Source organism: Pelomonas lactea (genome assembly GCF_043555885.1).
Lineage (GTDB): Bacteria > Pseudomonadota > Gammaproteobacteria > Burkholderiales > Burkholderiaceae_C > Pelomonas > Pelomonas lactea.
In genome coordinates, this window is the sequence record NZ_JBIGHX010000001.1 from 881,580 (window position 1) to 897,323 (window position 15,744).

At 71.4% G+C, this 15,744-nt stretch carries 9 protein-coding genes; 5 read left to right on the top strand and 4 right to left on the bottom strand.

Annotation, left to right across the window (positions count from 1 at the left end; translation table 11 throughout):
• Nucleotides 1–186 precede the first annotated feature (186 nt).
• On the top strand, nt 187–996 hold the full coding sequence (locus ACG04Q_RS03965; RefSeq protein ID WP_394509528.1) for an MHFG family PEP-CTERM protein: 810 nt from the start codon (nt 187–189) through the stop codon (nt 994–996).
• Nucleotides 997–1,020: 24 nt separating this feature from the next.
• On the opposite strand, the gene uvrA is transcribed toward ACG04Q_RS03965, so the two are convergent.
• Nucleotides 1,021–3,924 carry an excinuclease ABC subunit UvrA gene (gene uvrA, locus ACG04Q_RS03970; protein ID WP_394509529.1) on the bottom strand — a complete coding sequence of 968 codons (2,904 nt, stop codon included), beginning with the start codon at nt 3,922–3,924 and terminating at the stop codon, nt 1,021–1,023.
• A gap of 174 nt (nt 3,925–4,098) precedes the next feature.
• On the opposite strand from uvrA, the gene ACG04Q_RS03975 reads away from it, so the two are divergent.
• The 4 genes from ACG04Q_RS03975 (at nt 4,099) to ACG04Q_RS03990 (ending at nt 10,502) form a co-directional block, all read left to right on the top strand.
• On the top strand, nt 4,099–4,332 hold the full coding sequence (locus ACG04Q_RS03975; RefSeq protein ID WP_394509530.1) for a hypothetical protein: 234 nt from the start codon (nt 4,099–4,101) through the stop codon (nt 4,330–4,332).
• A gap of 198 nt (nt 4,333–4,530) precedes the next feature.
• Nucleotides 4,531–5,736 carry a hypothetical protein gene (locus ACG04Q_RS03980; protein ID WP_394509531.1) on the top strand — a complete coding sequence of 402 codons (1,206 nt, stop codon included), beginning with the start codon at nt 4,531–4,533 and terminating at the stop codon, nt 5,734–5,736.
• 57 nt (nt 5,737–5,793) lie between these two features.
• A complete protein-coding gene (locus ACG04Q_RS03985) occupies nt 5,794–8,769 on the top strand; it encodes an ATP-binding protein (protein ID WP_394509532.1) in 2,976 nt (991 codons plus the stop codon).
• A gap of 308 nt (nt 8,770–9,077) precedes the next feature.
• Nucleotides 9,078–10,502: a pectate lyase family protein gene (locus ACG04Q_RS03990; protein WP_394509533.1), complete on the top strand. Its 1,425-nt coding sequence runs from the start codon at nt 9,078–9,080 to the stop codon at nt 10,500–10,502.
• Nucleotides 10,503–10,586: 84 nt separating this feature from the next.
• Here ACG04Q_RS03990 and ACG04Q_RS03995 read toward each other — a convergent pair whose 3' ends face one another.
• The 3 genes from ACG04Q_RS03995 to ACG04Q_RS04005 form a co-directional block, all read right to left on the bottom strand.
• Entirely contained in the window at nt 10,587–11,384 is a 798-nt protein-coding gene (locus ACG04Q_RS03995) for a putative signal transducing protein (protein WP_394509534.1), read from the bottom strand.
• A gap of 143 nt (nt 11,385–11,527) precedes the next feature.
• A complete protein-coding gene (locus ACG04Q_RS04000) occupies nt 11,528–12,172 on the bottom strand; it encodes a hypothetical protein (protein ID WP_394509535.1) in 645 nt (214 codons plus the stop codon).
• Between the two features lie 14 nt (nt 12,173–12,186).
• On the bottom strand, nt 12,187–15,717 hold the full coding sequence (locus ACG04Q_RS04005) for a Dyp-type peroxidase (protein ID WP_394509536.1): 3,531 nt from the start codon (nt 15,715–15,717) through the stop codon (nt 12,187–12,189).
• Nucleotides 15,718–15,744 lie beyond the last annotated feature (27 nt).

Genomic DNA, 15,744 nt, shown 5'->3' on the forward strand with positions numbered 1-15,744 from the left:
GATAGCAGCAATGCCCTGGTGCTTCGGCCGATGCCGGGCAGGCGTCGTTTCAGCGGGTTTGCGTGATATTTCGCACCCGGCAGGCTCCCCTAGCTTCGGGGGGCCTCAACGCGGACAAACCCTGAATTCCCTACTATTTGGGTACGCGTTCTGTTTCGAGCGTGACCCCTTGTTACGGGTTGTCCGATGTCTTTGATTGCCACTATCGCTCTCGCCGTTTCCGCCGGTTCCGCGCTGCCCGAATGCAGCTGGGACCGTCCGGGCGCCAACCCGTTCATGGGCGATGTGGTGGCGGCCGTCGACCGCTACCAGGACATCCCCGCCGCGACGCGCGAGAAGCTCAAGACGCGCATGAAGGCGCGCAGCTACGACGACATCGCCGTCATCGAGCGCGATGGCATCAAGGGCCAGGGCAAGGCCGAATACGCCCCGGAGATCCGCGACATGCATTTCGGTCCGGGCGCCGTCTGCAGGACGGTGACGCGCACCAAGTGGACCGCCAAGACGCAGGAGCGCGGCCTCGTCTACTGCGAGGACGGCCAGTGCATCCTGGTGCCGACCGTGTGCCGCAACGTCAGCCGCATCAAGCGCCTGGAGGCGCGGCCGGCCGCCGTGGCGCCGTCCGGCGCCGCCAACGTCGCGTCGTCGACGCGCGAGGCCGAGAACGTCGCGCCGCTGGAGTTCGAGGCCCCCGCGGCCGGCCCGATGGCCGCCACCGCGCCGGACAGCTTCGCTGGCCAGTCGGGCACGCCGTCGCTGGCCAGTGGCAGCGGCCCGGCACCGCAGGGCGGTGGCCTGATCGGAGGCAGCAGCCCGACGGTGGCGGGCGGCGGTGCGCCGTCTCCCATCACGCTGGGCATGCCCGGCCTGCCGCCGGGCACCGTGCGCGTGGCCGAGGTGCCCAGCATCACGCCGGCCGTGCCGGAGCCGGGCACCTGGGCGCTGATCGCCGCGGGCCTGGTGGTGGTCGGCTACCGCGCGCGCCGCCGCGGCTGAGCCGCGCGGTCTGACACCCTCTGATTACCTTCTGAGCAGCGGCGCCAGGTAGCGCCCCGTGTGGCTGGCCTCGCAGGCAGCCACGTCCTCCGGTGTGCCGGCCACCAGCAGCGTGCCGCCGCCGGCGCCACCCTCCGGGCCCATGTCGATGAGCCAGTCGGCCGTCTTGATGACGTCCAGGTTGTGCTCGATGACGACGATGGTGTTGCCGGCATCACGCAGCTGGTGCAGCACCTTCAGCAGCAGCGCGATGTCGGCGAAGTGCAGGCCGGTCGTCGGCTCGTCCAGGATGTAGAGCGTGCGGCCCGTGTCGCGCTTGGAGAGCTCCAGCGCCAGCTTGACGCGCTGCGCCTCGCCGCCGGACAAGGTGGTGGCACTCTGGCCCAGCTTCACGTAGCCCAGGCCCACGTCCAAGAGCGTCTGCAGCTTGCGCGCCAGCGCCGGCACGGCGTTGAAGAGCTGGTGCGCGTCCTCCACCGTCATGTTCAGCACGTCGGTGATGTTCTTGCCCTTGTAGAGCACCTCCAGCGTCTCGCGGTTGTAGCGCTTGCCGTTGCAGACGTCGCAGGGCACGTAGACGTCGGGCAGGAAGTGCATCTCCACCTTCAGCACACCGTCGCCCTGGCAGGCCTCGCAGCGGCCGCCGGCCACGTTGAAGCTGAAGCGCCCCGGGCCATAGCCGCGCTCGCGCGCCGTGTTCATCTCGGCGAACAGCTCGCGGATGGGCGTGAACAGGCCCGTGTAGGTCGCCGGGTTGGAGCGCGGCGTGCGGCCGATGGGGCTCTGGTCGACGTTGATGACCTTGTCGAACGCGTCCAGGCCCTCGATCTCGTCATAGGCGGCCGGGTCGGCATGGCTCTGGTAGAGCTTCTTGGCGACGGCGGCGTACAGCGTGTCGTTGACCAGCGTGCTCTTGCCGGAGCCGGACACGCCGGTCACGCAGGTCAGCACGCCGACGGGGATCTCGACGGTGACGCCCTTCAGGTTGTTGCCGCGCGCGTTGACGATGCGCAGCTTCTGGCCCTCGAACGGCTGATGGCGCGTGGCCGGCACCTCGATGCGCGCGGCGCCGCTGAGGTAGCGGCCGGTGGGCGAGTCCGGGTTGGCGGCCACCTGGTCGGGCGTGCCCTGAGCCATCACGCGGCCGCCGTGCACGCCGGCGCCGGGGCCGAGGTCCAGCACCCAGTCGGCGGCGCGGATGGCGTCCTCGTCGTGCTCCACCACCAGCACCGAGTTGCCCAGGTCGCGCAGCCGGCGCAGCGTGGCAATCAGCCGGTCGTTGTCGCGCTGATGCAGGCCGATGCTGGGCTCGTCCAGCACGTACATGACGCCAGTCAGGCCCGAGCCGATCTGCGACGCGAGGCGGATGCGCTGCGCCTCACCGCCGGACAGCGTGTCGGCGCTGCGGTCCAGGCTCAGGTAGTTCAGGCCCACGTCGTTCAGGAAGCGCAGCCGCGACGCGATCTCGCGGATGACCTTGTCGCCGATGTCGGCCTTGTTGCCCTTGAGCGTCAGGCCCTCGAAGTAGTGCAGGCACTCGCGCAGCGTCGAATGCTCCACCTCGTAGATCGGCCGGCCCTTGAAGCCGGGCGGCGCGTCGGCCGGCTGCAGCACGACGTGGCGGGCCTCGCGGCGCAGGCGCGAGCCCTCGCAGGCCGGGCAGGGCTTGGCGGCCATGTAGCGGGCCAGGTCCTCGCGCACGGCGGCCGAGTCGGTCTCCTTGAAGCGGCGCTGCAGGTTGGGCAGGATGCCCTCGAACGGATGGCTGCGCTTGACCGAGCGCTTCTTGCCCGACGCCGTCTCGGCCTGGTAGGTGAAGCTGATCTCCTCCTCGCCGGAGCCGCGCAGCAGCACCTGCTGGGCCTCGGGCGACAGGCTCTCCCACGGCGCCTCGACGTCGAACTTGTAATGCGCCGCCACCGATTCCAGCAGCGAGAAGGTGTAGGGGTTGCGGCGGTCCCAGCCCTTCACGGCGCCGCTGGCGAGTGACAGCGTGGGGAAGGCGACGACGCGATCGGGGTCGAACACGGTGACCTGGCCCAGGCCCTCGCAGCTGGGGCAGGCGCCCACGGGCGAGTTGAACGAGAACAGCCGCGGCTCCAGCTCGGGCAGCGAGTAGGAGCACACCGGGCAGGCGAACTTGCTGGAGAACAGCGTCGTCTCGCTGGAATCCATGTCCATGACCAGCGCGCGGCCCTCGGCCAGCCGCAGCGCGGCCTCGAAGCTCTCGGCCAGGCGCTGGCGCAGCTGGTCCGCGCCGTCGTGGCGCAGCTTGATGCGGTCGATGACGACGTCGATGTCGTGCTTCTCGGCCTTCTTCAGCGCCGGGATCTCCGGCGCCTCCACCGTCGCCCCGTCGACGCGGAAGCGCACATAGCCCTGCGCCTGCAGCTCCTGGAACAGCTCGACGAACTCGCCCTTGCGGTCGCGCACGACCGGCGCCAGCAGCATCAGCTTGCTCTCGTCGGGCATGGCCAGCACCGCGTCCACCATCTGGCTGACGGACTGCGCCTCCAGCGGCAGGTGGTGGTCGGGGCAGAACGGCGTGCCGGCGCGGGCGTACAGCAGGCGCAGGTAGTCGTGGATCTCGGTGACGGTGCCGACCGTGGAGCGCGGGTTGTGGCTGGTGGCCTTCTGCTCGATGGAGATCGCGGGCGACAGGCCCTCGATGACGTCCACGTCGGGCTTGTCCATCAGCTGCAGGAACTGCCGCGCGTAGCTGGACAGGCTCTCCACGTAGCGCCGCTGGCCTTCGGCGTACAGCGTGTCGAACGCCAGCGACGACTTGCCCGAGCCGGACAACCCCGTGATGACGACCAGCGCATGGCGCGGCAGGTCGACGTCGATGTTCTTCAGGTTGTGCGTGCGCGCCCCGCGCACGCGGATGAATCGGGATTCGGGGACTTCGGGCAGATCCGGCAGGGCCATGGCAGTTTTCACAAGCGAACCGGCCATGATAGGCCGACGCTTCGTCGCCGTCGCCTGCAGCCCAGCACGCGCAGCCTGCGCTTCATCGCAGCGCCGTGGCGGCGCGCGGCCCCGCTGCCGAAACTGCTTCCATCGACATAGCGATCCCGCTGTGAAAACCCGGAAGGAAGCACCATGAAGACCACCGTTCTGATCCAGGCCGCCGCCGTCGCCGCCTTTGCCATCACCGCGCTGACCGCCCAGGCCGCCCCGCAGGAGGTGCACAAGCTGCCGCGCGTCGTCGTCACCGGCAAGGCCGTCAAGGAGATTGCCCAGCTGCCCCGCGTCGTCGTGACCGGCTATGCCGTGCGTGAAGTCGCCCAGCTTCAGCAGCTGCCCCGCGTGACCGTCACCGGCCGCCGCGCCTGAGTCCGCTTGACGATGCGCCCCACCCCCGACACCCGAGCCGAGTCGCCGGCGCAGCAGGCCGCCGGCCGGGTCTGTGCCGCCGAGTCGGCTTGCGTTCTGCGACGAAAGTCACGGCTCTGAAAGACAATCGGGCTTCTGCATCGGAGCCCGCTAGTGAAAGAAGAGTTGCGCAAACGCCGGTCCTGGCTGGATGGCTTCATGGCCTACCCCGCCCCCGCAGGCCTGAGCGAGACCCAGCTTCGCGAAAACATCATCCTGCTGGACCAGGCCCTCTACGAACTGTGGAACCTGGGCCACAACCTCATCTTCGGCTGGACGCCCGAGGCGCGCGGCCTGCGCGTGCTGGTGGCGCCCCACCCCATGCTGACCGAGTTCGCCCTGGGCGACGGCGACCTGCCGGCGGCCGAGCTGGCGCGGCGCGCGCGACTGCTGGACGACCTGCTCTCCAGCCAGGAACACCTGCAGGCGCAGGCCTTCGACACCGTCAGCGCGGCGCTGGGCGTCGCGCCCCGCCTCATCGCGCTGCCGTTCGCGCCCGAGCAGGGCCTGGGCCTGCCGCTGATCGCGGCCATCGCCGCGCGCTACGGCGTGCGCCTGGTGGAGGACCGCGCCGTCATCCTGTTCGACGCCGTCGGCTTCTCGCTGCTGACGCCGCTGCAGCAGGTCGTGCAGCTCAACAGCCTGTCCTGCTCGGTGAATGCGGCCTACGCCAAGCTGCTGGACCAGGAGATCAACATCAACTTCGCCCGCACGACGACGGGCGACGGCTTCTACATCTGGAACCGCATGCGCGGCGTGGAGGCCAACGTCGAGCTGTACCAGCTGATGCAGTTCATCCTGGCCGACAACGCGCTCGCGCAGGAACGCGCCACGCGCCCCGAGTCGGTGCCGCGGCTGCGCGCCTGCTTCCACGTCGGTTCGCACTACGAGTTCTATCAGTCCGAGGGCCTGAACCCGACCTCGTTCAGCTATTTGGTGGGCCAGGTGACCATCGAGCTGGCGCGCATGATCGAGAAGGCGCAGCCGGGCCAGATCCTGGTCGGCAAGTTCAACACGCTGATGCACGACGAGGCCACCGGCGGCGACGTGCGCATCGACAGCCTGGACTTCGTCGAGCGCACGCGCGCGCCGCTGCGCAGCCTGAACGGCCTGAAGCTGGCCGGCTCCGAGGTCGACGAGATCGCCTGCTACCTGACGGGCCGGCGCGACGCCGACGGTCTGTGGGGCATCAGCGAGTACCACGTGGCCGACAAGCACGGCCTGATCCACCGCGTCTACAACGCCAAGATCAACATCCATCGCCGCAACGGCGAACCCATCTACCTGGGCCTGCGCGAGGAAGACCTGCCCCCCGACGCACCACGGACCGTCGCGGAAACGGACTTTCGCCCGCTGCAAGCCTGACGGGCGCGGTCAATCTAGGGCGCCTGCCGAGGCCCTCAGCGCTAGGATGACCGGGCCGTGACCGAGTCCCCCGTCCCCTTCACCGCACCCGCGGCCCCCGCCAGCGTGGGCCAGCGCCGGCTGCTGACGCTGCTGTTCGTCGACCTCAGCGGCTCCACCGCGATGGCCGAGTGGATGGAGGCGGAGCACTACGCGGCCATGCTGGGCGAGCTGCGCGACCTGTACGAGCGCATCGTTCCGCACCACGGCGGCGTCATCGCGCGCATCCAGGGCGACGGCATGCTGGCCGTGTTCGGCCATCCCGACGTGCGCGAGGACGACGGCCGCCGTGCCACCGAGGCCGCGCTGGAGCTTCACGCCGCCGTGCGCGGCCTGCTGCCGCCCGGGCCGCGGCCGGCCGACTTCAAGGGCCTGACGCTGCACAGCGGCATCCACGCCGGCATCGTGCTCGTCAATGAGGGCGACCAGATGCGCGGCCGCTTCGAGCTGCTGGGCAACGCACCCAACATCGCCGCGCGGCTCAGCGAGGCGGCACGCGCCGACGAGATCATCGCCAGCGAGGAGAGCCTGGGCCTGCAGAGCCAGTTCTTCGAGACCGGCCCGCGCTTCTCGCTGCAGCTGCGCGGCCGCGCGACGCCGCTGGCCGCCTACCGCGTGTTCGGCCGCGCGCCGGTGGGCCGGCGCTTCGAGGCCAGCATGCGGCGCGGCCTCGCGCCGTTCGTCGGCCGCGGCACCGAGCTGGCCGCGCTGGACGCCGGCCTCGCCCGGGCGCTGGCGGGCGGCACCGTGTGGCTGGGCCTGCGCGCCGGCGCCGGCGTCGGCAAGACCCGCCTCACCGAGGAATTCCTGCGCCGCGCCGGCGACCAGCCCTGCCGCATCCACCGCGGCTACTGCGAAAGCTACCTCAGCGCCGAGCCGCTGCAGCCCTTCCTGCAGATGCTGCGCGCCATGGACGGCATGGCCGACGCGCCACCCGAGCTGTTCGCCGCCCAGCACAGCGCACCCGCGGAGCGGGCCGACGCGCTGCTGGCGCTGCTGCTGGCACTGGCCCGCGGCACGCCGCAGCTGGTGTTCATCGACGACCTGCAGTGGGCCGACGACGCCTCGCTGCGCCTGCTGCACCGGCTGCGCAGCGGCGCCGAGCGCGCGGGCCTGCCGCTGATGCTGCTCAGCGCCAGCCGCCCGCCGACCACGGCCGGCCTGCCCGGCGCGCACGACGCCGACGCACAGCTGCTGACGCTGCCGCCGCTGACCGAGTGCGAGTCCGCCCGCGCGGTGCACCACCTGCTGCCGCAGGCTGACCCCTTCATCGCCGCCGAGGTGCAGCGCCACGCCGGCGGCAACCCGCTGTTCATCGAGGAGCTGTGCCACGCCGCGGCCGATGCCGGCGAGAGCCTGGTGGAAGGCCAGAGCAGCTCGGCCTGGCTGGCGGCGCTGGTGGAGTCCCGCGTGGGCCGGCTGCCGCCCGAGCAGGCCTGGCTGGTGCGGCTGGCCGCCGTCATCGGCAACGTCATCCCGGTGTGGCTGCTGCAGGCGCTGTCGGGTTGCGGCGAGCAGCACCCGGCCGTGCTGGCGCTGGCCGCGCAGGACTTCATCTTCCCCGACAGCCACCCCGGCCACCTGCGCTTCAAGCACGGCATCACGCGCGACGTCGTCTACGAGGCCACCGGCCTGCACGAGCGCCAGGCGCTGCACCGCCACATCCGCGCCGAGCTGGCCGCACGCGGCGGCGCCGAGGGCCAGCTGCACGAACAGCTGGCCTACCACGCCGCGGCCGCCAACGACTGGCCCGCCGCCGCGCTGCATGCCGAGGCCGCGGGCGACCAGGCGCTGGCCGCGTCCGCGCTGGACCGCGCGAAGAAGCAGTTCCGCGCCGCGCTGGCCGCGCTGGAGTTCCTGCCCGACGACGACGCCCGCCGGCGCCGCTGGATCACCATCGCGCAACGCCTGGGCATGGCCTGCGTGTTCGACGCGTCGCAGGACGACCTGCGCGTGCTCAAGCACGCCGCCGTGCTGGCCGCCGCCGACGGCGACGCCGGCCTCGTCGCCCGCACCGAGTACTGGCTGGCCTACGTGGGCTACGCGCTGGGCGAGACGCGCGACAGCCTGCGCCACGCGCGTGCCGCCGTCGAGAAGGCGCAGCAGTGCGGCGACCACGCGCTGCTGGCCCAGCTGCCCGGCACCGTGGGCCAGCTGCAGGCCGCCGCCGCCAACTACGCCGAGGCCACGCCCATGCTGGACCTCGCCATCGAGCGCCAGCGCCTGCGTGCCAGCAAGAGCGCCGTCAACCGCATCGGTCTGTCGTTCTCGCTGTGCTGCCGCGCCTACGTGCTGGGCGACCGCGGCCGCTTCGACGAGGCACACGCCACCTTCGCCGAGGCGCTGGCGCCGTTCGACGGCAGCGGCCACGCCGTGGAGGCCAGCATCCAGGGCTGGCGCGCCGCCGTCTTCCTGTGGCAGGGCCGCTGGGCCGACGCGCAGGCCGCCGCGGCCGTGGCCCACCGCGTGGGCGCGCAGGTGCGCAGCATGTTCACCTGCGCGATGGGCCATGCGGCCGGCGCCTATGGCGCCTGGATGCAGGACGGCGACCCCGGCGCGCCGCAGCGCGTGCTGGACGCCACCGCCTGGCTGGCGCCGCGCGGCGGCGGCCTGTACAGCAGCTTCAACCACGGCTGGCTGGCCGACATGCGGGCCACCCAGGGCGACATCGCGGCCGCGCGCCGGCATGTCGCGCTGGCGCTCAGGCGCGGCCGCCAGCACGACTGGATAGGCGGCGCCATGGCCTACCGCGCCGCCGCCCGGCTGGCCGCCCAGGCCGGCGACGCGGCGCAGGCCCGCCACTACCTGGCGCTGGCCCGCGGCGCCGGCGAGCAGCGCAACTCCGACCACGAGGCCGCCGTCACCGCACTGGTGGAGGCCGAGCTGCGGCTGGACGACGGCTGGCGCGCCGCGCTGGACCGCGCGCAGGCCGCGTTCGAGCGCATGGGCATGGCCGGCTTCCTGGCACGCGCGCAGCACCTGCGCGGCGGCTGAGCGCCGACGCCGCTGCGACTGGCAATGCCTGTTACGTGTGCGTCGTCGCCGCGGCAAGCTACGTAAAACCGCGCATCCACATTTTCAGAACACTGTTTCATAGTTGCAGCGCGATGCGCGGCCGCCTGGCTGCGCCGACCTGACGTCGCCGCGCCGTGAGCGCGGGTCGACCGGTTGCGACCTGACGTCGGCACTGGTTTCCTTCCCAATCCACCGCTCCCGTGCCGGCGCGCGCCGCAGCGCCGTCGCGGACAGGCTGCGCGTGCCTGGATGGAATCCGCGCCGCCACCCGACAGGAGACAAACGCCATGAAGAAGATCACGCCCCCGCCGCTGCCCGTCGTCCGCACCGCCGGCGCCGCCGTGTCGCTGCTGCTCGCCGCCACCGGCGCCCACGCCGCGGACTGGCCATCCGGCTATTCCAAGTGCGCCGACGAAGGCGGCACCTGCAAGGTCGGCACCAGCACGCGCGCCGTGTCGTTCGGCATCAAGGACAAGTGGGTCATCAAGAACCTCAGTGGCAACGTCGCCTGCACGACCGCCACCTTCGGCAGCGACCCCAACCCCGGCATCACGAAGAAATGCGCGCTGGGCCCGGCGGCCTCACCCGCGCCCACGCCGGCGCCGACGCCGGCCCCCACCCCTGCGCCAACACCTGCACCCACCCCGGCCCCCACGCCGGCTCCGTCCCCCGCACCCACGCCCGCGCCCGCCCCGGCCGGCCACAGCGGCGGCTATGCCGGCACCGTGACCGGCGGCGGCGCCGCCGCGGTGCAGACCGTCAGCACGCCCGAGCAGATGCAGGCCGCCATCAACGCCTACGACGGCAGCTCCGGCCTGGTGCTGCGCTACACCGGCACGTTCGACTTCGGCACCATCCCCGACGCCTGCACGCAGTGGAAGAAGCCGGCCGGCGCCATCGTCGAGGTCAAGAACAAGAGCAACGTCACCATCGAGGGCGCCAACGGCTCGGCGGCCAACTTCGGCCTGGCCATCAAGGGCGGTGCGCAGAACGTCATCATCCGCAACATGACCATCGGGCTGCTGCCGGGCTCCATCGACGCCATCGGCATCGAAGGCCAGGGCGGCAAATACCCCGGCTACATCTGGATCGACCACAACACGCTGTTCAGCAGCCTGAAGGAATGCAGCGGCGCCGGTGACCTGGAGTTCGACGGCCTCATCGACAGCAAGGCCGGCGCCCACCACATCACCTACTCGTACAACGACATCCACGACCACCACAAGGTGGGCCTGATCGGCTCCAGCGACAGCGACGCGAGCGACCGCTTCATCACCTTCCACCACAACCTGTACCAGAACATCGGCTCGCGTGTGCCGCTGCAGCGCGGCGGCTACACGCACATCTACAACAACCTCTACAGCGGCGTGAAGACCTCGGGCGCCAACATCCGCATGGGCGGCTACTCGCTGATCGAGGGCAACTGGTTCGAGAACTCGCAGAACCCGGTCACCTCGCGCGACAGCTCGGCCATCGGCTACTGGCAGCTGCGCGACAACAACGTGCGCACGCCGGCCGACTTCGCGACCTACGGCATCACCTGGGTGCCCAGCGAGTCCTCGCCGTCGCGCGACGCGACCGACTGGGTGACCACCGCCAACTTCCCGCTGGGCATCCCGTACAGCTACACGCTGCAGCCGGCGTCCTGCGTGAAGCAGAAGCTGCCCAGCGCGGCCGGGGCGGGCAAGAACCTGGCGAAGGTCAGCTGCTGAACAGGGCCGTTGGGGTCGCAGGCCCCAACCCGGCATGACATCAGGCCCGGGCGGCACGCCAACAGGCGCGCCGCCCGCCTGACCTCAGCGCGGCAGCGCGGACCGCGACACCTCCTGGGCCAGCGGCGTGTAGGTGATGCGCGTGTCCAGCTGGCCGTCCTTGTCCGTGTCCACGTCGGCGTACTTGAGCACGCCCAACGTGTAGTGCTCCACCCGCAGCGGCTTGCCGCTCGCCGGGTTAATGGTCTCCGTCGTGTCCAGCACGCCGTGCGTGAAGGTCGAGCGCAGCTCGGGGTAGCCATCGCCATCCGAGTCGGAGAGCGTCATCTCGACGTTGCCGTTCTTCAGCCACTGCCGGGTCTCGAAGACGCCGTCGAAGTTGTCGTCCGACTCCGCGGACTCCAGGTGCCCGCGCGCGTCGTAGCGCGCGATGTAGTCGATCTTGCGATCCAGGTTGCGGTCCACTTCCAGCTGGAGCGGCATGCCGTTGGGCGAGTACGTCACCTTCTCGTCCAGCTCGCCATCCCGGTTGTAGTCGACGCCGTCAGACCGCGCCGGCGCGCGGTACATCGCGTAGGTGGCGCCCACGCCGATCACCAGCCCCAGCGCCAGGCCGGCCCAGCCGCGCGACCTGCGCGCCGGCGCGGGCGCAGCGCGGGGCGTCGGCGCCACCTGCGTCGCCTCCCAGCGGTCGATGACCGCGCGGGCCGCGGCATGGTCCTCGTCGGCCACCACCAGCCGCACCAGCCCGCTGGCCGGGATCTCGCCTACGGCGCCATGCAGCGATTCACCATGGATGTGCGCCGTGAGGCCTTCCTGCTTCAGCAGGTCCACCAGCATGTGGGCTTCGATGGCGCTGCCGGCTTCGTAGAGAGTCTTCATGCGTTCGCGGATGTGAGGGTCGCAGATGGGCTCAGCGGAGCCATTTGATGAGGTACGAGCGCTGGTTGGGGTGACCGAAGTGAACGCCAGCGATTGCCTCACGCGCGCTGGTGTTCGCGTGGCTCACCCAACCTACCAGCTTCTCAATCAACCAGCCGCCAACGGCCGCCCTCGCGCACAAGCTGCGCGTGGCCGCAGGGCTTGGGCTCGGCGTCGGTCGGCAGCAGGCAGATCTTGGCCACATCGACACGCTCCGCCGCCGTCCACGATGCCGAGTCGGGCCCCCAGACCGGCTTGAAGACGGCTTCGCGACGAAACCCCGTCGACAAAGCTGACCAGACTTCAATGACATTTGGCTGGAATCCCGCCGTCAGGTCCGCCGATGCAGCGACGAAGTGCCGGCCATCGGGTGACACCACCGGATAGGCCGGCATTCGCGCCATGCGTCCTGAGCGGCTGTCGATCAAAAGATGCTCGCTGCTCTCATGCTGCATGCGCAGCACGACGTGGTGCTGCGCCGGACCGACACGCCCGAGATAGCTGTAGGCAACCGTCTGATAGCCCGTGCTGTCGATCTCGTCCACCAGCCTCAGGGTCCGGCCGGGCGTCTGGATCGACAACACGTGCCGTGAGCGGGCAATGCCGGGCGAAGGCAAGGCCTGCCGCTCGATGCCCTGAGCGCATGCCAGCCAACTGAAACCGCTCTCCGCGCAGTCCTCGACGCGCTTCTGGACATCGCGAGGCGCCACCTGCGCCGCTGCATTCGCCGCGAAGAGAACTGCGGCCAAGCCATGGATCCGCCTCACACCGCCAACGCCACCACCGTCGGCGCCCCCGTGAAGCGCATGACCCCGGCATCCAGCACCGCCGCGATGACGCCCAGCATCACGCCCATGCCCATGCCGTAGCCCGAGCAGGCGTGCGGCGGCGCGCCGTTGGGGTCGGCCCGGTCGCCGCCGAAAGCGACGTGGTGGCGCAGCGGGTCCTGCTGCGTGGCCGAGCCCAGGCCCACCACCAGCACGCGGCCCGGCTGGACGTCAACCTGGCCGAGCTTGTGCGCCACGCGCGCCTTGCGCCAGATCTGGAACGGCGTGGGCCGCTGGTTCAGCGTGGCCACCATCGTGGGCCGCAGCCGCGCGACGGCCTCGGCATACGGCCGCATGCCGGTGGCCGCGTCGGGCTTCACCTCGGTCCACAGCGGCTGCAGCTCCCAGAGCTTCCTCGTCTGCACCCAGCCGGCCAGCACGGTCAGCAGGTTGGCATGCGTGGTGGGCGGGAAGCCCAGCATGATGCCGGCCAGCGTGCGCGCCGGCAGGTCGGGCGTGGCGCCAGGCACGGCCTGGGCGGCAGCGACGATCTTGGCGGCCAGCGGTGGCAGCTGCGTGCCCGGCTCATCCAGCCAGGCCTGGGTGGCCGCCAGGAAGCGCTGGCCCGCCGCACGGCCCTCGGCCTTCACGGCGTCGGTCGGGTAGGGGCCGAACACGTGGCGCGACACCTTGAACAGGTCGCGCGGGCAACGCGGCGCCACGGCACCAACACCCGGCGCGCCGGCATAGGCTTCGGCGTGGAACTCCGTGCCCCAGATGCGCTTGCCGTCGGGCTGGCCGAACCAGGCCGTGCACAGCGCGGCCAGCACGCCTTCGCTCAGGCGCTCGAAGTCCAGCGGCGTGTCAGCGGGCAGGTCCTTGGGCTTCTGGCTGGCGGGGAAGGCGTCCAGCAGCGCGCGCGCCTCGGCCTTCAGCTTCTCCAGGCCCATCTTGGCGATCTTGTAGGCCGTGGCGTAGCACTGCGCCTCGCTGTAGGCCTCGATGGCGGCGTTGATGGCCGGCGCCTGCTCGCGGTGGCCGGTGTCGTCGTCCAGGCCCAGGAAGCCCACGCCGATGGAGTCGTGCATGCGCTCGCCGTAGCCGCTGTTGGAGTAGCGGTCGGGGGCGTTCCTCAGCACCTCGCAGACGCGCTCGGCCGCGCCCACCAGCACGCCGTAGGCGGTGTCCACCACGCCGCCGGGCTGGGCGCGCACCCAGGCCCAGGCCTGGTCGCGGGTGTTGGTGTCTTCCAGCCACAGCTGCATCGCGGCCTTGTCCTGCAGGTCGGGCACGCGCTCGGGCACCGGCACGGGCGCCGGCAGCGGCAGGGCCAGCTCCACCAGGCCCGGCAGGCCCTTCAGCGCGGCGATGGACGGCACGAAGAAGTAGGCGCCCCACTGCAGCGTGACGAAGGGCTCGGGGCCCAGGTCCACCTCGTAGGGCTTGCCGGCATGCTCGAACGGGAACAGCCGCGGGCCGGCGCTGCCGTCCACGACGCCCAGCAGCGGGTCCGGCTGGCCCGAGTAGCCGCCGCTGGCGTTGCCGCCGGCGATCCAGCGCTGCACCACCTCGAACTGCTCGGCCAGGTGGGCGTTGTAGGCCATGAAGACCAGGCCGCGGTCCTCGTCGTCCGGCGCGTCGGCATGCACCGGCGCGCCGTAGCTCATGCCGCGGCGCAGGATGCGCGGCATGCGGCTCTTGGAAAACGCGGTGCCGGCCAGGTCGCGCGGGTTGGCGCGGCGGATGTGGGCGTGGAAGGGGCAGGCGGCGCCCTGCGCGTCCTTGGCGTAGTTGAAGTCGTTGCCGGTCACGGCCGGCGCGGCCAGCGCGCGGCCGTCCTGCCAGCGGCCCATCAGCTTGGCGAGCACGAGGTCGTGGTCCAGACCGATCTTCCTGGCCTGCTCGTAGGTGCGCTTGGCGAAGCGGCCGGTGTACTGGCGCAGCTTGCGCACGACGAGGAAGCTGCCGCGGTCCAGCAGCGCGTCGGGCTGCTCGGGCACGGCGTAGCCCTTGTCACGCTCGGTCGGGAAGCCCTGCAGGATCTCGCCGGTCTTGACGGTGTCGTCCCAGGCGGTGCCGGGCGTGCCGGCCCCGGCGAGCTGGGGTTGGCTGATGCCGTCCTTGAAGCCGAAGTGCTCCTTGTCGGCCGCGTTGCTGCGCATGGGCTCCAGCGCCACCAGCGCCAGGCCGGTGCCCACGGTCAGCGCGTCGGCCAGCGCGCGCAGGCGCTGCTCGTCGGCGGCCGTGAAGGCGTCGCCCGACTCGGCGGCCGGGAAGCGCAGCTGCACCAGCACATGCGTGTTGTCGGGCGCAACGCGGTCCACGCCGTTGACGTGGCGGGCCAGCGCCCAGTGCGTGGGGTGGTTGTGGCGCACGTCGCCCAGCAGGCCGGCGCGCGCGGCCATGCCCTCCTTGAAGGCCTGCGGGAAGCGCTCCAGCCGCGCGGCGGGCACGCCCAGCGCCTTCAGGCCGGCCAGCGTCAGCGCCACCTGGCGCCAGACGCCGTCGGCGCTGGTGCCGTCGTTGTCGCGGTTGACCGGCGCCGTGCTCAGCCAGGCCACCGCCTGGGCCGCGTTGGCCACGCGCAGCAGCACCAGGCCGCCGCGGTTGCCGGGCGGCTTGGTCAGGATGCAGGCCTGCAGGTCGCCGGGCTTCAGCGACAGCGCGCGCGCCTGCCCCTGCGGCTCGGGCAGCGGCTGCTCGAACCACTGCAGCATCTCGTAGTGCCGCTGGCGCAGCGCGCCGCCGGGCGTCTTGCCGCCGTCGTTGGGGAACTGCTGGGCGGTGTTCAGCTCGCTCAGCTCGAACAGGATGTCGTGCGTGGCGCGCAGCAGGCAGGCGCGGTCCGGCGCATGCGCGCCGAAGAAGCGCTGCAGCGTGAACAGCCCCGCCAGCGGCACCAGGCCGCGCGCGGCCATCGCGAAGCGGTCCTTGTCCCCGGTGGGCAGCGGCTGCACCTCGCCGGAGGCCGGCGCGCGCAGGCGGTTGAACTCCAGCTCGCTGGCGCGGCCGCGCTGTGCGGCCTCCAGCCTGGCCAGGTACTCGGCGTCGCTGACGGTGCGGCCCGATTCGATGAACAGGAAATCCGCCGACACCTCGTGCTCGCGCACCCAGCGCGCGTACGTCTCGAAGCTGCAGTCGCGCGACAGCGTGTAGCCCTCGGTGTGGCACAGCATCAGGTCCAGCGTGGAGCCGAGCTGGTCCCAGATGACCCGCATGTAGGGCTCCCAGCCGCCATCGAAGTTCACGCACAGCAGCAGCCGGTCGGGCGCGCCGTCCTTGCCCTCCACGATGCTCCAGCGGAACGAGTGGACGATGCGCCAGCGGGCGACGATGTCGGTGTAGGGCGACGCCGGCGCGCTGCTCTCGCGCGAGCCCAGGCGCAGGCCGTTGAGCGTCTTCAACACCTTGCGCAGCCGGTCCACGTAGGTGACGACTTCCAGTGCGTCGACGAAGCCGCGCTTGATGTCGGCCAGCAGGTTGAGGTCGGTGATGCCGCCCAGTTGGACGTCGTTGCCGCGTGCCATGTTCTGTCTCCCTTGGATGAGCGCGCG

Bases quoted from the DNA above. Each gene is read 5' to 3' on its own strand.
- ACG04Q_RS03995 (WP_394509534.1), bottom strand. From the start codon at position 11,384: ATGAAGACTCTCTACGAAGCCGGCAGCGCCATCGAAGCCCACATGCTG.
- ACG04Q_RS03975 (WP_394509530.1), top strand. From the start codon at position 4,099: ATGAAGACCACCGTTCTGATCCAGGCCGCCGCCGTCGCCGCCTTTGCC.
- ACG04Q_RS03990 (WP_394509533.1), top strand. From the start codon at position 9,078: ATGAAGAAGATCACGCCCCCGCCGCTGCCCGTCGTCCGCACCGCCGGC.
- ACG04Q_RS03980 (WP_394509531.1), top strand. From the start codon at position 4,531: ATGGCCTACCCCGCCCCCGCAGGCCTGAGCGAGACCCAGCTTCGCGAA.
- ACG04Q_RS04005 (WP_394509536.1), bottom strand. From the start codon at position 15,717: ATGGCACGCGGCAACGACGTCCAACTGGGCGGCATCACCGACCTCAAC.
- uvrA (WP_394509529.1), bottom strand. From the start codon at position 3,924: ATGGCCCTGCCGGATCTGCCCGAAGTCCCCGAATCCCGATTCATCCGC.
- ACG04Q_RS03965 (WP_394509528.1), top strand. From the start codon at position 187: ATGTCTTTGATTGCCACTATCGCTCTCGCCGTTTCCGCCGGTTCCGCG.